Source organism: Collimonas sp. GW821-FHT02H07 (genome assembly GCF_059421505.1).
Genome location: NZ_JBWKVC010000007.1, coordinates 236425 through 254573 on the forward strand (window position 1 = coordinate 236425; position 18149 = coordinate 254573).

An 18149-nucleotide genomic window follows, 5' to 3' on the forward strand; every position below is an offset into this window, starting at 1 on the left:
GGCAAATGGCAGCAATATTAATTATGTTTGAACGAACTGATGAAAGTATCAACATTTTCCCGGGAAACCTGTTTTTCAGGACCCATCACGATGACTTGGTAGATTTCCTTGTCCTTGCTGACAAAATGCCCGAACAGTATTTCTTCCTTGCCGGCGGGGGTCTTGCCGACTGCTTCGATGTCGATGCTGGACGACAGCCCTTGCGCGCCGCTGGCGGCCGCGGTCGATTTCTCCGAACGGACCGTGCCGCTGATATTTTTCACCAGTGCGGTTTTCATTGCAAGCAGGGCGGCCTGCGCCTTGGCGGCATCGGGCACGCTGGCGCTGCCTACGGCGAACACCGTGTCGTCGACCTTGGAAGCGGTCATGGTCATGGTGAGCACGGTGCCGTCGAGGTCGACCGGGCGCGCAAAGGTCGAGGGTTTGGTCGGCAGCAAGACGCTGTAAGGCGCATCCTTGCTGCGTACTTCGCGCCAGTTGAACTTGGGCGAACAGGCCGACAGCAAGAGCATGGCGCCGGCGCACAGCAGCAATGCGCGGACGGCTGGATGAGAGGCAGTTTTCACGGGCGAGTTTTCACGAAATTATGCAGCAGGCTGCAAAGAGGAAACGGCCTCTATGGTATCTGATGCTGGAAGGTGCGCACACCAAAAACGATGCCTATGCACAACAGGACGATCCCCGCCATCACCTGCACGCCAGGCACCGCGCCACGGAAAATGAAGGCGTACAGCAGGGCCGACAAGGTTTCGAAGACGATCAGTTGCGCCAGCAGCGCTGTCGGCAGGTGCTGGCTGGCCTTGTTCCAGAGCAGGGTGCCGATCCAGGAAGCGGACAGGCCGATAACCAGCATCAGGCCGACGAACTGCAGCGGCCGCGGGCCGAACGGGAAGGCATAGGCGCCGCCGCTCAGTTTCTGGTAAGCGCCGTAGGCGCACATCCCGGCCAATGCCAGCGGCAACACTGCCAGGCCTTGGGCGGTGGCCCAGGTGGACGGGCTGATGTGCGGATTGGCGCGCAGGTAGCGGGCATTGACGATCGGGTACCAGGTCCAGGCGGCGACGCCGCCGAGCGCAATCAGGCAGCCCAGCAGATAGTCGCTCATCGAGCGCGTGTTGCTGCTGCCGGCCTGCCGCATATGCGTCAGTTCGGCGGCGTTCACGCACAGGATGCCGATGAAGATGATCACCAGCGAAGGCGCCAGCCGGCGCCAGGCCACGCTTTCGGCCGCATGGCCCGGCGACCAGTTGGAAAATACCGAGATCACCACCGGCAAGGTGCCGATCAGCATGGTCGGCAGCGGCGCGTCGGCCAGCTGGATCGCCGTCGCCAGCGCGGCGTAATACAGCAGGTTGCCGACCAGTGAAAGTTTCAGGGCGGCGCGCCAGTCAGCCTTGCTCAAGGCGGCGATGCGCTTGCGATGCAGCATGGCCGGCACCAGCGCGATCAGGCCGAACGCCACATAGCGGCCGAACGACAGCATCAGCCCCGGGTAGTCCGGCAGCAACAGCGGGGCAATGAAGACCAGTCCCCACATCAGGCCGGCGCCGAGCGCGCACAAGAGTCCGGTCAGCATGGCGAACGGCGCAAGCGGGTGGTGACGGTAAAACGAGCTGAGGTCATAGGGAGATCAAGGGTGAGTAGCGACTGTACTCATCATGCCTAGATTCAAGCCAGCGGTCTTGTACCAATTTGCTGTTGGTACTGCGCGGGCGTGACGCCGTAGGCGCGCTTGAACCAGCGCGTCAGGTGGCTCTGGTCGGCCAGGCCGACCGCGGCGGCGGCGTCGGTCGGCGTGCTGCGCCGGGCCAGCAGGATCTTGGCGCGGGCGGCGCGGCGCGCTTGCAGGTACTGGTGCGGGGTGGCGTGGAATTCGGCGGCGAAGGTGCGCACGAAATGAAACACCGACATGCCGGCTTCCGCCGCCAGGGTATCGATGTGCAGGGTCTGGTCCAGATTGGCCTCGATGCAGTCGAGTACGCGCCGCATGGCCAGCATGCGCTGCGGATGGTGCGCCGTGGTGGTCGCCAGTGGCCGGAGGTTCTTGCCGTAGCGCTGCGTCACGGCGTCGATCAGCTGCGTGAAATGCGAAACGAAGGCGGTGTCGTCCGGCGCCTGCCACATGCGCCGGAAGGCCAGGCGGAAGCTGTCGGCCAGCGCCGGATCGTGTTCGGTGGCACCGGTGAAGTAGGCTTCGCTGCCGGTCATTTCGTGCAATATCTGCGGCTCGATATACAGCATCTGGTAAGTCCAGCCGGCTGCAACTTCGGCGTGGCCGTCATGCAACTCGTCCGGATTGAGCAGGACCAGCGTGCCGGCCGGCGCCAGGTGCTGGCCGCCCTTGTAGCGGAAGCGCTCAACCCCGCTTTCGATCGCGCCCAGCGAATAGGCGTCATGCACATGCGGAGCGAATTCGTGATCCACCAGCCGCGCCGAATACAATTCCACGCCCGGCAGATGCGGGCTGGTCTTGAAGGTGACGAATTCGGAGGGATGATCGAACACGATGGTTGCTCAGGCGAGCCGCGCCAGGTGGCGCCGCACCGACAGTAGCGCGCCAACCAGGCCGAGCCCGGCGCTGATCGCCAGCAGCACGATGCTGGCCAGCCAGTTGAGCGGCAGCAGGCGGAATTCGGAGGCGTACAAACGGGCGAATTCAGAGATCGCCTGGTTCAGGGGCTGCAAGCCGAGCGCCACCGCCGCCAGCGCCAGGCCGCCGGCGCACAGGCCGAGCAACGCGCCGGTGTAATAGAAAGGCCGGTGGATAAAGCTGTCGGTAGCGCCGACCAGCTTGGCCACGGCGATTTCCTCGCGTTGCGTCAGCACCTGCAGGCGCACGGTATTGAACACCACTGCCACCACCACTACCGCCAGCGTCGCCGCCAGGAACAGCAGCACCAGGCGCAGGATGCCGAGCAAGGCGGCCAGCCGCTTGACCCATTCCGAATCGACCTGCACGGTATCGACGCCGGGCAGCGCCTTGAGGTCGGCCGCGATGACATCGATGCGGGCGGCGTCGGGGGCATCATGGAAACCGGTCAGCTTCAGCACATACGCGTCCGGCAGAGGATTCTGGCCGAGAGTGGTCAGGGCATCGTCCATGCCGGTCTTGTTTTTCAGGCTGACCAGAGCGTCTTCGCGCGGAATGAACAACACCTTGGCCGCGCTGTGATGCTGCTGCAGGATGGCGTCGATAGGCTTGGCCAGCGCCGTGGTCTTGTCGCGCGCCGCATCCAGCGTCATGAAAATACTGATTTCCGGCTCCACCGCCAGCTGTTCCGATACCGGCCGGATGTTTTCGATCAGGGTCAGGCCGCCGAACGGCAAGGCCAGCGCGATCGCCACCACCAGCACATTGAGGGCAAAGCCGCCAGGGGCCTTGAACATATGGATGAAGGCGTCGCTGATGGCGAACGCATGTTGTCGCAGCCAGCTCTTCATGCCGCACCTCCGGTGTTGCGCACGGCAGAGTTTTGCCAGTGGTCGACGATCTGCCCCTGGTCCAGGAACACCACGCGGTTGGCGCTGTTGAGGAACTGCTCGTCATGGGTGGAAATCAGGCAGGTCACGCCGACCGCATGGAAGGACTTGAGCGCATCGAGCACCTTGTTGGCGTTGTCGCGGTCGAGATTGGCGGTCGGTTCGTCGGCCAGGATGATCTGCGGCCGGTTGACGATGGCGCGGGCGATCGATACCCGCTGCTGTTCGCCGCCCGAGAGCGCGAGCGGATCGGTGGCCGCCTTGTCCAGCAGGCCGACCCGGTCCAGCGCCGCTTGCGCGCGCTTCTCGGCTTCGGCCCGGGTGGCGCCGGTGACCAGCAAAGGCAGCATGACATTGGCCAGCACGCTGCGGTCCTGCAGCAGTTTCTGCTGTTGCAGGATCAGCCCGAGGTTGCGCCGCAGGTAGGGCAGGCCGGACGACTTCAGCTTGCCGACATTGGCGCCGCTGACCGTCAGGGCGCCGCTGCTGGGACGTTCGATCGCCGCAATCAGGTTGAGCAAGGTGGTTTTGCCGGCGCCGGACGGGCCGGCCAGGAAAATCAGGTCGCCCTTGTTGACTGTCAGTGTGATATCGCGCAGCGCGAACACGTCGCGCGCATATTTCTTGGATACCTGGTTGAATTCAATCATTGCAAATGTTGGCTAGTAGCGATGGCAATACAGCTTGAAGGAAACCCGGGACAACGTCTTTAACTGAGCAATGCATCCACAAAATCGGCGGCATTGAAGGGCTGCAAGTCTTCGATCTGCTCGCCGACGCCGATGAAGTACACCGGAATGGCGCGGGTGGTGGCGATGGCCGCCAGCACGCCGCCCTTGGCGGTGCCGTCCAGCTTGGTGATCACCAGCCCGGTCAGGCCCAGCGCATCGTCGAAAGCCTTGACCTGCGCCAGCGCATTCTGGCCGGTGTTGCCGTCGATGACCAGCAGGATTTCATGCGGCGCGGTGGCCATGCCTTTGCCGATGACGCGCTTGATTTTTTTCAATTCGTCCATCAGGTGCAGCTGGGTCGGCAGGCGGCCGGCAGTGTCCACCATGACGACATTGGTGCCGCGCGCCTGCGCCGAATGCACGGCGTCGAAAGCCACCGCCGCCGGATCGCCGGATTCCTGAGCGATCACGGTGACGTTGTTGCGCTCGCCCCAGATCGTCAATTGTTCACGCGCGGCGGCACGGAAAGTATCGCCGGCCGCCAGCAGCACCGATTGCTTGTGGGCTTGCAGATGCTTGGCCAGCTTGCCGATGGTGGTGGTCTTGCCGGCGCCGTTGACGCCGGCGATCATCATCACCAGCGGCTGATGCTGGTCCAGCACCAGCGGCTTTTGCAAGGGCGACAGCAAATCGATCAGCAAGGTGCGCAGCGCCGCCTTGACCTGGGCCGCTTCCGTCAGCTTTTCTTCCTTGACCTTCTTTTTCAGGGCATTGAGCAGGAAATGGGTGGCGTCGACGCCGGCATCCGACACCAGCAGGGCTGATTCCAGTTCCTCGTACAAGTCGTCGTCGATCTTGGCGCCGACGAACAGGGTGCTCAGGTTGGAGGAAGTCTTGGACAGCCCGCTTTTCAGGCGCGACAGCCAGGAGCGCTTTTGCTCCGCGGCCACCGGCGCCGAGACGATCTCGGTTTCCGCTTCGGCAGCCAGGGCGGGCGGCGGCTCGCTCGGCGCAACAGCCGCATCAACTATGGCGGCAGGGGCTGGCGCAAGCGCCGGTGCGATCCCGGCCGCCGGAGCAATTTCTGATGCTTCTACCTGCGGCAGTTCTGCTGCCGGCAAAGGCGCAACTTCGGGTTTTGGTTTTTTCTTGAAGAAACTAAACATCTGAGGCCTGGTCTGTCGGGCGGTGAAAAAGGGTGCGGCGGCGGGCTGTCGGAGCCTGCCGCACAAGAGGTACAATCACCGGCATTCTATCAGAGCACCGGCTATCGATTTACGGATAGTCTTGCCCGCCGGCCTCTAATTTGACTGCCGTAGGCGCCGAAATCGACGCAAAATCGAGGCCGAAGCGACGAAATCCGGGCAATTTTTCCCATCTTTATTAAACTTAATGAAAAAACCAAGCAGCAAAAAACCAGCGAAAACGCCGGTACACGCCATCAGGCCGCCGTTGGCGCGCCAGGTCAGGATCATCGGCGGCGCCTGGAAGCGCACGCCGCTGGCGGTGCTGGAATGCGAAGGCTTGCGGCCGACGCCGGACCGGGTGCGCGAAACTCTGTTCAACTGGCTGAATCACTTGTTGGACGGCAACTGGGCTGCGGTGCGCTGCCTGGACCTGTTCGCGGGCACCGGCGCCCTCGGTTTCGAGGCGGCCAGCCGCGGCGCGCTGGAAGTGACCATGATCGAGCACAACACCCCGGCAGCGCGCCAGCTGGAGGCGACCAAGGCCAAGCTGGACGCCGGCCAGGTGCGGGTCCTGCGCAGCGATGCGGCGACGTGGCTAGGCAAGGCGAGCACCGAGGCCGGGCGCTACGACCTGATTTTCCTGGATCCGCCCTACCAGCAGGGCTGGCTGGAAAAGGTGCTGCCGCTGTGCCAGGGTTTGCTGGCCGAGCATGGTCTGCTGTATCTGGAAGCGGAGTTTGCGCTGGCGGAGGATGCCTTGCCGGACTGGCTAAGCGGCTGGCAGCTGTTGCGGGCGGACAAGGCAGGCATGGTGTTCTATCATTTGCTAAAAAGGCAAGTTACTTTGGCCTGAGGCAAATTCAGGCATAATGCGCGATCTGATTGGGAGGGGGAACAAGATGGTCACAGCAGTTTATCCGGGAACGTTCGATCCGCTCACGCGTGGTCATGAAGATTTGGTACGGCGCGCGTCCGGGCTGTTCGACAAGCTGGTGGTCGGCGTCGCCGACAGCAAGAACAAAAAACCGTTTTTCTCTCTGGAAGAGCGTTTGTCGATCGCCAACGAGGTGCTTGGCCACTACCCCAATGTGCAGGTGGAGAGCTTTTCCGGCCTGCTCAAGGATTTCGTCCGCCAGCACGACGCCAATGTGATCGTGCGCGGCTTGCGCGCGGTGTCCGACTTCGAATTCGAGTTCCAGATGGCCGGCATGAACCGCTATCTGCTGCCGGACGTCGAAACCCTGTTCCTGACGCCGTCCGATCAGTACCAGTTCATCTCCGGCACCATCGTGCGCGAAATCGCTACCCTGGGCGGCGATGTCTCCAAGTTTGTCTTTCCTTCCGTTGAAAAATGGCTGAAGGAAAAGCTCGATGCCCAGCAGCCTTAAGCGCTTTGCCGCTAAAAAGAATAAAATGGCCGGAGCAGGACGGGATTGTCCGTTGTGCCCCGGCCCAGCCGTATTTTGATTTAAAAGAGTAGTGCAATGGCTTTGTTGATCACCGATGACTGCATCAATTGCGACGTTTGCGAGCCCGAGTGCCCGAACGGTGCGATCTATATGGGGCCGCTGATTTACGAAATCGACCCGCACAAGTGCACCGAGTGCGTCGGCCATTTCAATGAGCCGCAATGCCAGCAGGTTTGCCCGGTCAGTTGCATCCCGCTGGACCCCGCCTGGCACGAATCCAAAGAACAGCTGCAAGCCAAGTACGAGCGCCTGCAGGCTGAGCTGGCTGCTCCTGCCGCCGCCAAGCAACCTTAATCCGCCATTCATCCTGCTGCCGCGCGCAGCAGGCGCCAAATCGGCACTATGCCGATTTCGTCATCTATTCCAAGGCTTGGCAGCAAGACAGCGCCGTCCGCGCCGACTACGCTGTCGGTATGGAAAAAATCTCGATTCTCGATTCCCACACCGGCGGTGAACCCACCCGCCTGGTGCTGGCTGGCGGCCCCGATCTTGGCAACGGGCCTTTGTCCGAACGGCTGCAGCTGCTGCGTGCGCAGCACGACCGCCTGCGCATCGCCACCGTGTGCGAGCCGCGCGGTTCCGACGTGCTGGTCGGCGCGCTGCTGTGTCAGCCGCAAGACCCGGCCTGCGCCGCCGGCGTCATCTTTTTCAATAACGTCGGCTATCTCGGCATGTGCGGGCACGGCACCATCGGTTTGATCGCCTCGCTGGCCTACCTGGGCCGCTTGGGCACAGGCCGCCATCGGATCGAAACGCCGGTCGGCGTGGTCGAGACCGAACTGCATGCCGACGCCAGCGTGACCGTGCACAATATCCCCGCCTATCGCTTGTGCAAGGACGTGGTCTTGCAAGTGCCCGGCTATGGCCGGGTGGTCGGCGACATCGCCTGGGGCGGCAACTGGTTTTTCCTGGTCGGTGAACACGGGCTGGATGTGCAGCAAGAGAATATCGCCGCCCTCAGCGCTTTCGCCCAGGCAGTGCGCGCCGCGCTCGAACTGGCCGGTATCACGGGCGCCGCCGGGGCCGCGATCGATCACGTCGAACTGTTCGGCCCGGCCCGGCAAGCCGGCAACCACAGCCGCAATTTCGTGCTGTGCCCCGGCAACGCCTACGACCGTTCGCCCTGCGGCACCGGCACCAGCGCCAAGCTGGCCTGCCTGGCGGCTGACGGCAAGCTGGCCGAGGGCGCTGTCTGGCGCCAGGAAAGCATCATCGGCAGCGTTTTCGAAGCGTCCTACCGGCGCCACGGCGAACAGATCCTGCCCGCCATCCGCGGCGTTGCCCATGTCAACGCCGAGAGCAGTTTTATTTTCCAGCAGGACGATCCCTTCGCCTGGGGCATTGTTTGAGCATCGATATCTTGATCGTCGGCGCCGGCATCATCGGCGCCGCCTGCGCCGATGCGCTGGCGGCCGAGGGTCTGGCGGTGATGGTGGTGGAGCGCGAAGCGACCGGCAGCGGCGCCACGGCAGCCGGCATGGGGCACCTGGTGGTCATGGACGACAATCTGGCGGAACTGGCGCTGACGTCGTACTCGCTCGCTTTGTGGCGGCAGCTCGCCGGCGCCGATCCCGCTGCGCATGAATACAGCGGCTGCGGCACGATATGGATCGCCGCCGACGATGAAGAAATGGCGGCGGCGGGCGGCAAGCAAGCCACCTTGCAGGCGCACGGCATTGCCTGCGAGATGCTGGACGCGGCCGCCTTGTACGCGCACGAACCGCAGTTGCGGCCCGGCCTGAGCGGCGGCTTGCGCGTCGGCGGCGATGCGATCGTCTATCCGCCGAAAAGCGCCGCATTGCTGCTGGCGCGGGCGCAGCGCCGCGGCGCGCAAGTGCGTACAGGACAGGTGCAGGCGATCACCGGCCACGGCGTACTGCTGGCCGACGGCAGCGAGCTGCATGCCGACAGCGTGCTGGTGGCGAACGGCAGCGCATCGGTGCAACTGCTGCCTGAATTGCCGATCCGGCCGAAGAAAGGCCATATCGTCATCACCGACCGCTATCCGGGCCTGATCCGTCATCAGCTGGTTGAACTCGGCTATATCAAAAGCGCGCACGCAGCCAGCGGCGATTCGGTCGCCTTCAATCTGCAGCCGCGTCCGACCGGACAACTGCTGATCGGCTCTTCACGCCAGTTCGATGTCGCCGACAAGGCGGTCGAGCCGGCGATCCTGGCGCGCATGCTGGCGCACGCAGCCAGCTTTGTTCCCGCGCTGGCCGGCTTGAATGCCCTGCGCTGCTGGACCGGCATGCGCGCCGCCAGCAGCGACGGCTTGCCGCTGCTCGGACCGCATCCGTCACGGCCGAATGTCTGGCTGGCGACCGGCCATGAAGGCCTTGGCATCACCACCTCGCTGGCCAGCGCCCAGTTGCTGGCGGCGCAGATTGCCGGCAGGCCGGCACAGATCCCGATCACGCCTTATCTGCCGGCACGCTTCCGGCAACTGGGAATGCAACATGGCTGAAAACAACATAGAGATATTCATTAACGGCAGCGGCGTCAAGGTGGCCGCCGGCTGTAGCGTGGCAGCCGCACTGGCCACGGCCGGTGTGCCGGCGATCACGCGCCGTTCGGTCAGCGGCATGCCGCGGGCGCCGCTGTGCGGCATGGGCGTCTGCCAGGAATGCCGGGTCAGCATAGACGGCCGCGAACATCGCCTGGCTTGCCAGACTGAATGCGTCGCCGGCATGCGGATAGTTACTGCGCAGGTTGTCGCATGAAGCACGATATTGTCATTGTCGGCGCCGGGCCGGCCGGACTGGCCGCGGCCAGAAGTGCGGCGCAATCCGGCGCGGCGGTAGCGCTGGTCGATGACAACCCGCGCGCCGGCGGCCAGATCTGGCGCAGCGGCCCGCAGCACAGCGCGCATCCGCAAGCTAAAGAATTATGGGATCAATTGCAGCAGATGGCGAACGTGCAGTGGTTCATGCAGAGCCGCGTGCTTGCTCAGGCAGGAGCGATGCAATTGCTGCTGGAAAGCCCGCAGCAGACTTTCACGCTGAGTTACCGCAAGCTGATACTGGCAACCGGCGCGCGTGAACGGCTGCTGCCGTTTCCCGGCTGGACGCTGCCCGGCGTGACCGGCGCCGGCGGCTTGCAGGCGCTGGTCAAAGGCGCTTATCCGGTGCATGGCAAACGCATCGTCGTGGCCGGTTCCGGCCCCTTGCTGCTGGCGGTGGCGGCGACCTTGCGGCAGCACGGTGCGCAGGTGCTGCACATACTGGAACAAAGCAGCCGGCGCAAGCTGGCCGGGTTTGCGCTGCAGCTGGCGCGCACGCCCGCCAAATTGCGCCAGGCCTGGCAATTGCGCAGCCAGCTGGCCGGCGTGCCGTATCACGCTGACAGCTATGTGCTGCAAGCGCAGGGCGAGGGACAGCTGCGCGCGGTGCAGATGATGGTGGCCGGAAAGACTCAGAGCGTGGAGTGCGACTACCTGGCTTGCGGCTACGGCCTGTTGCCCAATACCGAGCTGGCGCAGGCGCTCGGCTGCCGCATCGCGGACGGCGCGGTGCAGGTGGATGCGCAGCAGCGCAGCAGCGTGCAAGACGTGTACTGTGCCGGCGAGGGCACTGGTGTCGGCGGCGTCGATCTGGCGCTGGCAGAGGGGCATATCGCCGGCCTGCATGCCGCCGGTTCAGGCGTTGCCGGGCACGGCTGGCTGGCGCAGCGGCGCAGTCAGCAAGCTTTCGCCAGGCGCCTGGAGAGCGCATTTTCCTTGCGTCCTGAATTGCGCCGTCTGTGCGCGCCGGAAACCCTGGTGTGCCGCTGCGAAGATGTGGCTTATAGCGCTTTGCAAGGGCACGCCAGCTGGCGCAGCGCGAAACTGCATACGCGCTGCGGCATGGGGCCGTGCCAGGGCCGGGTCTGCGGCGGCGCCACCGACTTCCTGTTCGGCTGGCAGCCGGATTCGGTGCGCTTGCCGATATCGCCGGCGCGCGTTTCCAGTCTGATCGCTTTGGCCAACGCTGCCGCTGACGAAAATCTCCGCTCGGAATAGCTTATCCCGCGTGCAGCAACTGCCGGTAGGCGCGCGGCGTAACGCCGACTGTCGCCTTGAACTGGCGCGTGAAAGCGCTGTGGTCGTGATAGCCGCAGGCGGCGGCGATCTCGGTGATGCTGTGCTGTCCGGCCAGCATCGCCGACGCCGCATCCAGGCGGGTCTTGATAATCATCTGCCGCGGGTTCAGGGAAAAAATCCTTTGGAAATAGCGTTCCAGCTGCGCCACCGACAGCGCGGCGAGCCTGGCCAGTTCGGCGATCTGCAAGGGCTGGTCGTAGTGGTCATGGATGAAATGCGCCGCCGCGGCGACGCGTTTATAGACGGGATGATTCTTGTCCGGCATCGCCAGGTCGCGTGAAATGCCGGCCATGCCGGCGATGCCGCCGGCGCGGTCGCGCAGCACGATCTTGTGGGTGACGCACCAGCCCGGCGCGCGGTTCGGATAAAGATGCAGTTCCAGCTGGTCATGGATGTCGACGCCGGTGCTGAGCACGCGCTGGTCTTGCTGGCGGTAGCTGGCGGCGAATTCGGGCGGGAAGATATCGCTCGCCGTGCGCCCCAGCAAGGCGGCCTTGTCGGCCAGGCCGCAGCGCGCCGCCAGCGTCTGGTTGACCACCAAGTATTCGGCTTGCATGCCCTTGACGAAAAACACCACGTCCGGCAAGGCGTCGAACAGCGTTTCGGCGAAAAATACATTGTCCAGCGCCGCCGCCAGTAGGTTGCGGTCGGTGGCGGTTTCGATCGGGACGACTGGGTGGCTCATGCTGGTTGCGCGGCAGTGAAAGTTGTTTGCATCATACCCTTGTGGCCGGCGCCGTCTCTGCGACGCCGGCTGTTACGTTCAACCAGCCTTCAATGCGCGGGAACCGCAACCGGCTCGCCGCCCTTGAACTGATAGATAGTGACCGGCGCATTCTTCAAGTCGTGGCTGGCGTCGAATTCATACTCGCCGACCACTCCTGCGTACTTCATGGCCGCCAGCACCGGGCCGAACCTGGCCGGTTCGGTGGAGCCGGCCTTTTTCATGGCTTCGGCAATCATCAGCATGCCGTCGTAGAAATACGGCGCATAAGTGAGCGGCGCCTTGCCGTAGGTTTTCTGGAAGTCGCTCAGGAAGGTTTTTTCGCCAGCCTTGTCGCCCAGCACGGTGCCGCCCTGTACGCAATACACCTTGTCGTTGACGGCCTCGCCGCCGAGCTTGCCGGTTTCCGCATTGCAGATGGCGTCGCCGCCCATCAGCGCCACATCGAGGCCGAGCTGCTTCATCTGGCGCTTCATGGCGGCGGCCTGGGCGAAGTAGCCGCCGTAGAAGATGGCGTCGACCTGCTTGCCTTTGATCGAGGTCAGGATGGCGCTGAATTCGCTCGCCTTGTCGTTGGTGAATTCACGGCTGACGATCTCGATCTGGCTGGCCTTGGCCGCTTTCAGGAAGGCGTCGGCGACGCCCTGGCCGTAAGCGGTGCGGTCATCGATGACCGCCACCTTTTTCAGTTTCAGCTGCCTGGCTGCATAGACCGCCATGTTGCCGCCCAGCTGGCTGTCGTTGGGATCGAGCCGGAACACATGCTCGTAGCCCTGCTGGGTGATGCGCGGATTGGTGCCGACGGTGGCCATCACCACGCCGGCGTCGTTATACACCTTGGAGGCCGGGATCGCCACGCCCGAGTTGTAGGGGCCGAGCACCGCCTTGACCTTGCTGTCCACCAGTTTCTGCGCCACCGCAACGCCGGCTTTCGGATCGCCCTGGTCGTCCTCGGTCAGCAGCTGGAAGCTCAGCACCTTGCCGGCGACCGTGAACTTGTTCTTGTTGAGTTGTTCGATCGCCATCTTGGCGCCGCTTTCATTATCTTTGCCTGCCGGCGCCTGCGGTCCGGTCAGTGGACTCGTCAGGCCGATCTTGACGACTTCCTGCGCCGCAGACGCAGCGCTCAATACAACACTGCAGGCCAGGCAAATTGCTTTGACGGTAAAGCTCATTTTCTTCGCTCCTGAATAGTTTTCTTGGATTTGTACTGATCTGTGCAAGATCCATGCAGAGTTCTGCACAGTATTGGCGGCCCTGGCGGATGCTGCCGGCGCCGGCTTTTGCGAGTCGTGTTTTTACTCCCTTTTTCATGTGCTGGTGCTTCATTTAAATATATTGCAAATATATTTGCAAGATATTAGTATCGCTTTCATCGATCTTTTTCCACCCTGGTCGCCGCACCGGACTGTTTCTTTTTTTTTACAAGGAGCCGCACATGTCGTCAGCAAAATGGGAAGGCGTATTCCCCGCCGTCACCACCAAGTTCAAGGAAAACGAAGACCTCGACCATGCCGAAATGGAAAAGCACTACGCCTTCCAGGTCGACAGCGGCGTGCACGGCCTGGTCACCTGCGGATCGCTGGGCGAAGCCAGCACGCTGTCGCTGGATGAAAAACTGGAAGTCACGAAAATCGCCTTGTCGGTGGCCAACGGCCGCGTACCGGTGCTGGCCAACGTCTCCGAGCTGCGCACCCGGGACGCCGTGCATTTCGCCGAGCAAGCCGCGAAGATGGGTGTGCAGGGCCTGATGGTGATGCCGTCCGTGCTATACGTGGCCGACGCCCGCGAAGCCAAGGATAATCTGCGCACCATCGCCAACGCCGCGCAGCTGCCGGTCATGGTCTATAACAATCCGGTGGCCTACCGGGTCGACCTGACGCCGCAGGATTTTGTCGAGCTGGCGGATTGCAAATGGCTGGTGGCGATCAAGGAATCGACCGACAACATCCGCCGCATCACCGACCTGCGCAATGCCGTCGGCAACCGCTATCAGTTGTTCATGGGCGTGGACGACCTGGCGTTCGAAGCGCTGGCCATCGGCGCCGATGGCTTGCTGGCCGGCGTGGTGGTGGCCTTCCCGAAAGAAACGGTGGCGCTGTACACGCTGATGAAAGCCAAGCGCTATGAAGAAGCGCTCAAGCTGTATCAATGGATGACGCCGCTGCTGCATCTGGACGTCTCGACCAAGCTGGTGCAAAACCTCAAGCTGATCGAAGCCATGGCCGGCGTCGGCAATGAAAACGTGCGCCGTCCGCGCCAGCCGCTGGCGGGAGAAGAGCGCGCGCGCGTCGCCGCCGTTATCCAGCATGCCATCGATACCCGACCCGACCTGAGCCAGTTCAAGCTTGACCGATGAGCCAGCGATCTGCTGCAGGTGGCGGCCGGACTGCTATCATTTGATCTTGCCCGTGCAGGGAAGCAATACGGGGTAAGCAGAATAGGGATAGCTAAAACACCATGGTCAGCAGTAAAAAAAATGAACGCAGCCTGCCGCCGCCCAAATTGCGGGCGGCGGATGTCGCCTACGACACGCTGGAAAACCTGATCGTCACCTTGCAGATCGCGCCTGGCGCGCCCATCGTCGAAGCCGACCTGGTGGAGATGACGGGGCATGGCCGCACGCCCTTGCGCGAAGCCTTGATGCGCATGACCTCGAACGGCCTGATCGAGCAGATGCCGCGGCGCGGCCTGATCGTCAGCGACATCGAAGCGGCCGGGCACCTGACCCTGATCGAGACCCGGCGCGTGCTGGACCAGCTGATCGCGCAGAGCGCTGCGCGCAAGGCGACGCCGCAGCAGCGCAAGGATTTGCTGGCTTGCGCCAAGCGCATGGTGGCGGCGGCCAAGAAGGACGACCTGAGCGCCTACATGCAAGCCGACCAGGAACTGGATCACGTGGTGCACGCGGCTTGCCGCAATCCGTCGGCAGTGGCGGCGGTGACGCCGCTGATCATCAAGTGCCGGCGTTTCTGGTATGCCTTCCAGCACGAGGGCGACATCGCCGAAGGCGCCAAATGCCATATGCAGATGGCGGTTTCGGTGGCTGACGGCGATCCGCAGGAAGCGGTCAAAGGCGCCAGCGCCCTGATCGACTACCTGGAACTGTTTGCGCGCAAAGTCATAGACAACTAAGAAACATCACGCAAGAGGAATCATGCCCATCAGCGGACAATCCATCATCGGCAGCAGCCAGAGCCATAGCCAGGGTGCCGTATTCCAGGCTTTCGATACAGTGCAGGGCAAACAGATAGGACCCGCGTTCCATAGCGCCGGGCCGCAGGATGTCGAGCGCGCCTGCGCGCTGGCGCAAGCCGCTTTCGATGCCTATCGCGAAACCGGCCAGGAAGCGCGCGCCGGATTTCTGGAAACGATCGCCCAGCAGATCCTCGATATCGGCGATGAACTGATCCTGCGCGCCATGGCGGAAAGCGGCCTGCCGCGCGCGCGCCTGGAAGGCGAACGCGGCCGTACGGTGGGACAGCTGCGGCTGTTTGCCGCAGTGCTGCGCGAAGGCTCGTGGAACGATGCCTGCATCGATCCGGCCTTGCCGGAACGCTCGCCGCTGCCGCGTGCCGATCTGCGCTTGCGCAATATTGCCATCGGTCCGGTGGCGGTGTTCGGCGCCAGCAATTTCCCCTTGGCGTTTTCAGTGGCGGGCGGCGATACCGCTGCCGCGCTGGCGGCGGGCTGTCCGGTGGTGGTCAAGGCGCATCCGGCGCATCCGGGCACTTCGGAACTGGTCGGACGCGCCGTGCAGAAGGCGGTTGCGGCCTGCAATTTGCCGGAGGGCGTGTTTTCGCTGCTGACCGGCGTCGGCAATGCGCTGGGAACGGCGCTGGTGCAGAACCCGCACATCCAGGCAGTGGGCTTTACCGGCTCGCGCCAGGGCGGACTGGCCCTGATGCAAGTGGCGGCGGCGCGGCCGCAGCCGATCCCGGTGTATGCCGAAATGAGCAGCATCAATCCGGTTTATCTGCTGCCGGCGGCGCTGGCCGCGCGCGGCGAAGCCATCGCCACAGGTTTTGCCGATTCGGTGACGCTGGGCGCGGGTCAATTTTGCACCAATCCTGGATTGGTGCTCGGCCTGGCGGGCGCTGATTTCGAGCGCTTTGCGCAACGTGCCGGCGAGGAACTGGCGCAGCGCAGCGCTGCGGCCATGCTGACCACCGGCATTCATGCGGCTTATGAGCAAGGCCTGGCGACGCTGGCGGCGCAGGATGATGTCAGGCAGCTGGCGCGGGGAGCTGCTGAAGACGGCTGCCGCGCGGTACCGGCTTTGTTCGCCACCAGCGCGGCGGCCTTTCTGTCGAATCCGCTGTTGAGCGCGGAAGTGTTCGGGCCGGTCTCCTTGCTGGTGGCTTGCGCGGATGAAAACGAATTGCTGCAAGTGAGCGAGCATCTGGAAGGACAGTTGACCGCTACCCTGCAGATGGATGAAGACGACAAGGCGCTGGCGCGCCGTCTGTTGCCCGTGCTGGAGCGCAAAGTTGGCCGCATCCTGGCCAATGGCTTTCCGACCGGGGTCGAGGTGTCGCATGCAATGGTGCATGGCGGCCCGTTCCCGGCGACTTCGGACAGCCGCAGCACCTCGGTCGGCAGTGCCGCGATTTACCGTTTTCTGCGGCCAGTGTCCTACCAGAACCTGGCGCAGGATTTATTGCCGGCGGCTTTGCAGGACGCCAATCCGCTGGCCATCTGGCAGCGGCGCGACGGCCAGCTGGGTAAATAAGCTTCAGAAATCCAGTTCAAGCGCGATCTCCTGGCCGACACGCAGGGTTTCACCGGCGCCGTCCTGCACGATGGCGTTGACGCCAAAGGTAGGCGCGCCATCGACGCGCGGATTGCCGCGATAGGTCTGCAGGATATCCATGGGATCCGGACCGAATTCACCGGTAGCCTGGTCGACTGCGGGCATCGGGCAGCGTGTGCACGGCTTGACCAGCTGCAGGCGCAGCGGCCCGGCTTCGATAGTCGCGGCAAAATCTTCTTCAAACGCCTCCACGCCATCGATCACGAGGTTCGGGCGGTAGCGGTTCATCGGTACCGCGGCGCGGCCGCGGGCCTGCAGCTTCTGGTTCAAGTCATCCAGCGAGCCCTGTGAAATCACCAGCATCGGAAAGCCGTCGGGGAAGTGGGTCGGAACGTCCGCACCGCCAGTCCATTTTTCGCTCGCCAGCCGTTTGACGGCAGGGTCGAAACGCACCAGCCGGCAAGGCTGGCCGAGCAGCTGCGAAAACCAGCGGCCGGCCTGGTCGCCGCAATCGTGGGCGCCGAGCTGCTCGTCCCAGATGGTGACCGTGATGGCTGGCGCCAGCCCGGTTGGCAGCGGCGCGGTCGGGATCTCCAGCGGCGCCATGCCTGGCGCTTGCAGGGTCATGCTGCCGGCCTGCAAGGCTGGCACGATCAGCGCCATGCGCGGATGGCTGCGTTGCGACAGGAATTGACCGGCGTGGTCGACCACCATCCATTCGCGGTCGTGCACTTGCTGATGGCAAAGGCCGGCAGCGGTAATTGTCGCCGCCTGCAGGGCAATGCCGGCGCAGGATTTGATCGGGTACAGCGTCAGCGTGGTAATGGTTGGCATCGCTTGTTATTCCTTTATGCTTGATTCCGCCAGGATGGCGCTGAGCCAGTCCTGGAATTCCGTAATTGTAGTTGTCTTGACGGTATCGAATGGCGAAACCGAGAAGTAGTTGCCGCGCGCCGGCGCCGTGATGTCGAACAGTCGCACCAAACGGCCGCTGGCGAGATGGTTGTGCACCAGGCAGCCGCGCGCCAGGGCGATGCCCTGGTCGGCCGCGGCGGCGTCCAGCAAATGCATGGGATCGTCGTAGACCGGTCCGCTTTGCGGTTCGCCTTGCTCGATGCCGGCGGCGGCAAACCAGGGTTCCCAGCCACCATGGTGAGCAAAGCGCAGCAAGGGATGGCGCGGCAGGTCTTGCGGCATGAGGTCCGGGTGGCTGGCGGCGAAGACCGGGCTGCAGACCGGGAAAATCACTTCCTTGAGCAGGCGCTCGTAGCGATGATTCTTGTGGCCGGCGCGGCCGTACCAGATGGCGACGTCGGCATCGCTGAAATCCAGTTCGCTCAGCTCGTGGCTGCTGCGCAGGCTGATGTTGATATGCGGGTGCTGCCGGTGGAACGCTGCCAGGCGCGGCACCAGCCAGGCGCTGGCGAACGAGGGTGGTACGCTGACGCGCAGGACTTGTGCTGCACGCCCGGTTTCAGACCGGCCTATGTGCAGGGCGCGGTCAAGCGTCGTCAGCGCCTGCCGTATTTCTCCCGCCAGCAGACGGCCGCTGTCGGTCAGCACCATCTGCCGGCCTGCGCGCTGAAACAGCTTGCGCCCGGTGCGCTGCTCCAGCGCGCGGATCTGGTGGCTGATGGCGCTGTGGGTCAGGTTCAGCTCCTCGCCGGCGCGGGTGTAGTTGCCGAGCCGGGCGGCGGCTTCAAAGGCGCGCAGGGTCTGGGTGGGCGGCAGGCGTTCAAACATGGCGGCGGGGGAGCTGGTCGGCGGTTTTCGGTTGATCGGTT

The 18149-nt window shown here is 63.7% G+C and carries 20 protein-coding genes; 10 read left to right on the plus strand and 10 right to left on the minus strand.

Annotation, left to right across the window (positions count from 1 at the left end; all coding sequences use genetic code 11):
• Positions 1-17: 17 nt before the first annotated feature.
• The 6 genes from AC07V8_RS13525 to ftsY form a co-directional block, all read right to left on the minus strand.
• A complete protein-coding gene (locus AC07V8_RS13525) occupies positions 18-566 on the minus strand; it encodes a hypothetical protein (protein WP_494678531.1) in 549 nt (182 codons plus the stop codon).
• A 50-nt stretch (positions 567-616) separates the two neighbouring features.
• Positions 617-1576, minus strand: coding sequence for a DMT family transporter (locus AC07V8_RS13530; RefSeq protein WP_494678530.1), 960 nt, complete (start codon positions 1574-1576; stop codon positions 617-619).
• 92 nt (positions 1577-1668) lie between these two features.
• Complete coding sequence (locus AC07V8_RS13535; RefSeq protein ID WP_494678529.1) at positions 1669-2505, minus strand: AraC family transcriptional regulator; 837 nt, start codon at positions 2503-2505, stop codon at positions 1669-1671.
• Between the two features lie 9 nt (positions 2506-2514).
• Positions 2515-3441, minus strand: a complete 927-nt coding sequence (ftsX, locus tag AC07V8_RS13540; RefSeq protein ID WP_494678528.1) for a permease-like cell division protein FtsX — start codon at positions 3439-3441, stop codon at positions 2515-2517.
• Positions 3438-4130, minus strand: coding sequence for a cell division ATP-binding protein FtsE (locus AC07V8_RS13545; protein WP_494678527.1), 693 nt, complete (start codon positions 4128-4130; stop codon positions 3438-3440). Before AC07V8_RS13545 ends, ftsX begins: the two co-directional genes overlap by 4 nt.
• Before the next feature lie 59 nt (positions 4131-4189).
• On the minus strand, positions 4190-5317 hold the full coding sequence (ftsY, locus tag AC07V8_RS13550) for a signal recognition particle-docking protein FtsY (RefSeq protein ID WP_494678526.1): 1128 nt from the start codon (positions 5315-5317) through the stop codon (positions 4190-4192).
• 226 nt (positions 5318-5543) lie between these two features.
• Here ftsY and rsmD point away from each other — a divergent pair, with 226 nt between their 5' ends.
• The 7 genes from rsmD (at position 5544) to AC07V8_RS13585 (ending at position 10807) form a co-directional block, all read left to right on the plus strand.
• Positions 5544-6191, plus strand: coding sequence for a 16S rRNA (guanine(966)-N(2))-methyltransferase RsmD (rsmD, locus tag AC07V8_RS13555; RefSeq protein WP_494678525.1), 648 nt, complete (start codon positions 5544-5546; stop codon positions 6189-6191).
• Between the two features lie 46 nt (positions 6192-6237).
• Complete coding sequence (gene coaD, locus AC07V8_RS13560) at positions 6238-6726, plus strand: pantetheine-phosphate adenylyltransferase (RefSeq protein WP_038485166.1); 489 nt, start codon at positions 6238-6240, stop codon at positions 6724-6726.
• Between the two features lie 96 nt (positions 6727-6822).
• Positions 6823-7101, plus strand: coding sequence for a YfhL family 4Fe-4S dicluster ferredoxin (locus AC07V8_RS13565; RefSeq protein WP_061936807.1), 279 nt, complete (start codon positions 6823-6825; stop codon positions 7099-7101).
• 119 nt (positions 7102-7220) lie between these two features.
• On the plus strand, positions 7221-8156 hold the full coding sequence (locus tag AC07V8_RS13570) for a 4-hydroxyproline epimerase (RefSeq protein WP_494678524.1): 936 nt from the start codon (positions 7221-7223) through the stop codon (positions 8154-8156).
• The gene (locus tag AC07V8_RS13575; protein WP_494678523.1) at positions 8153-9274 is read left to right on the plus strand and encodes an NAD(P)/FAD-dependent oxidoreductase; all 1122 of its coding nucleotides are present in this window, start codon (positions 8153-8155) and stop codon (positions 9272-9274) included. Before AC07V8_RS13570 ends, AC07V8_RS13575 begins: the two co-directional genes overlap by 4 nt.
• A complete protein-coding gene (locus tag AC07V8_RS13580) occupies positions 9267-9530 on the plus strand; it encodes a (2Fe-2S)-binding protein (RefSeq protein ID WP_494678522.1) in 264 nt (87 codons plus the stop codon). Before AC07V8_RS13575 ends, AC07V8_RS13580 begins: the two co-directional genes overlap by 8 nt.
• A complete protein-coding gene (locus AC07V8_RS13585; RefSeq protein WP_494678521.1) occupies positions 9527-10807 on the plus strand; it encodes an FAD-dependent oxidoreductase in 1281 nt (426 codons plus the stop codon). Before AC07V8_RS13580 ends, AC07V8_RS13585 begins: the two co-directional genes overlap by 4 nt.
• A gap of 1 nt (position 10808) precedes the next feature.
• On the opposite strand, the gene AC07V8_RS13590 is transcribed toward AC07V8_RS13585, so the two are convergent.
• Positions 10809-11573 carry a PAS domain-containing protein gene (locus AC07V8_RS13590; RefSeq protein ID WP_494678520.1) on the minus strand — a complete coding sequence of 255 codons (765 nt, stop codon included), beginning with the start codon at positions 11571-11573 and terminating at the stop codon, positions 10809-10811.
• 89 nt (positions 11574-11662) lie between these two features.
• A complete protein-coding gene (locus AC07V8_RS13595) occupies positions 11663-12787 on the minus strand; it encodes a branched-chain amino acid ABC transporter substrate-binding protein (protein WP_494678519.1) in 1125 nt (374 codons plus the stop codon).
• Positions 12788-13050: 263 nt separating this feature from the next.
• Between AC07V8_RS13595 and AC07V8_RS13600 the strand changes: the two genes are divergently transcribed.
• The 3 genes from AC07V8_RS13600 (at position 13051) to AC07V8_RS13610 (ending at position 16344) form a co-directional block, all read left to right on the plus strand.
• Positions 13051-13971 (plus strand): dihydrodipicolinate synthase family protein, encoded by a 921-nt coding sequence (locus tag AC07V8_RS13600; RefSeq protein WP_494678518.1) that lies wholly within the window; start codon positions 13051-13053, stop codon positions 13969-13971.
• A gap of 101 nt (positions 13972-14072) precedes the next feature.
• Positions 14073-14747 carry a GntR family transcriptional regulator gene (locus tag AC07V8_RS13605; RefSeq protein WP_494678517.1) on the plus strand — a complete coding sequence of 225 codons (675 nt, stop codon included), beginning with the start codon at positions 14073-14075 and terminating at the stop codon, positions 14745-14747.
• A 22-nt stretch (positions 14748-14769) separates the two neighbouring features.
• Positions 14770-16344 carry an aldehyde dehydrogenase (NADP(+)) gene (locus AC07V8_RS13610; protein ID WP_494678516.1) on the plus strand — a complete coding sequence of 525 codons (1575 nt, stop codon included), beginning with the start codon at positions 14770-14772 and terminating at the stop codon, positions 16342-16344.
• Between the two features lie 3 nt (positions 16345-16347).
• Here AC07V8_RS13610 and AC07V8_RS13615 read toward each other — a convergent pair whose 3' ends face one another.
• On the minus strand, positions 16348-17199 hold the full coding sequence (locus AC07V8_RS13615; RefSeq protein ID WP_494678515.1) for an MOSC domain-containing protein: 852 nt from the start codon (positions 17197-17199) through the stop codon (positions 16348-16350).
• A gap of 6 nt (positions 17200-17205) precedes the next feature.
• The gene (gene gcvA, locus AC07V8_RS13620) at positions 17206-18108 is read right to left on the minus strand and encodes a transcriptional regulator GcvA (RefSeq protein ID WP_494678514.1); all 903 of its coding nucleotides are present in this window, start codon (positions 18106-18108) and stop codon (positions 17206-17208) included.
• Between the last annotated feature and the right edge of the window lie 41 nt (positions 18109-18149).

Bases quoted from the DNA above. Each gene is read 5' to 3' on its own strand.
- rsmD (WP_494678525.1), top strand. From the start codon at position 5,544: ATGAAAAAACCAAGCAGCAAAAAACCAGCGAAAACGCCGGTACACGCC.
- AC07V8_RS13580 (WP_494678522.1), top strand. From the start codon at position 9,267: ATGGCTGAAAACAACATAGAGATATTCATTAACGGCAGCGGCGTCAAG.
- AC07V8_RS13610 (WP_494678516.1), top strand. From the start codon at position 14,770: ATGCCCATCAGCGGACAATCCATCATCGGCAGCAGCCAGAGCCATAGC.
- gcvA (WP_494678514.1), bottom strand. From the start codon at position 18,108: ATGTTTGAACGCCTGCCGCCCACCCAGACCCTGCGCGCCTTTGAAGCC.
- AC07V8_RS13615 (WP_494678515.1), bottom strand. From the start codon at position 17,199: ATGCCAACCATTACCACGCTGACGCTGTACCCGATCAAATCCTGCGCC.
- AC07V8_RS13590 (WP_494678520.1), bottom strand. From the start codon at position 11,573: ATGAGCCACCCAGTCGTCCCGATCGAAACCGCCACCGACCGCAACCTA.
- AC07V8_RS13585 (WP_494678521.1), top strand. From the start codon at position 9,527: ATGAAGCACGATATTGTCATTGTCGGCGCCGGGCCGGCCGGACTGGCC.
- ftsX (WP_494678528.1), bottom strand. From the start codon at position 3,441: ATGAAGAGCTGGCTGCGACAACATGCGTTCGCCATCAGCGACGCCTTC.
- AC07V8_RS13565 (WP_061936807.1), top strand. From the start codon at position 6,823: ATGGCTTTGTTGATCACCGATGACTGCATCAATTGCGACGTTTGCGAG.
- AC07V8_RS13595 (WP_494678519.1), bottom strand. From the start codon at position 12,787: ATGAGCTTTACCGTCAAAGCAATTTGCCTGGCCTGCAGTGTTGTATTG.
- coaD (WP_038485166.1), top strand. From the start codon at position 6,238: ATGGTCACAGCAGTTTATCCGGGAACGTTCGATCCGCTCACGCGTGGT.
- ftsY (WP_494678526.1), bottom strand. From the start codon at position 5,317: ATGTTTAGTTTCTTCAAGAAAAAACCAAAACCCGAAGTTGCGCCTTTG.
- AC07V8_RS13530 (WP_494678530.1), bottom strand. From the start codon at position 1,576: ATGCTGACCGGACTCTTGTGCGCGCTCGGCGCCGGCCTGATGTGGGGA.
- AC07V8_RS13570 (WP_494678524.1), top strand. From the start codon at position 7,221: ATGGAAAAAATCTCGATTCTCGATTCCCACACCGGCGGTGAACCCACC.
- AC07V8_RS13545 (WP_494678527.1), bottom strand. From the start codon at position 4,130: ATGATTGAATTCAACCAGGTATCCAAGAAATATGCGCGCGACGTGTTC.
- AC07V8_RS13605 (WP_494678517.1), top strand. From the start codon at position 14,073: ATGGTCAGCAGTAAAAAAAATGAACGCAGCCTGCCGCCGCCCAAATTG.
- AC07V8_RS13600 (WP_494678518.1), top strand. From the start codon at position 13,051: ATGTCGTCAGCAAAATGGGAAGGCGTATTCCCCGCCGTCACCACCAAG.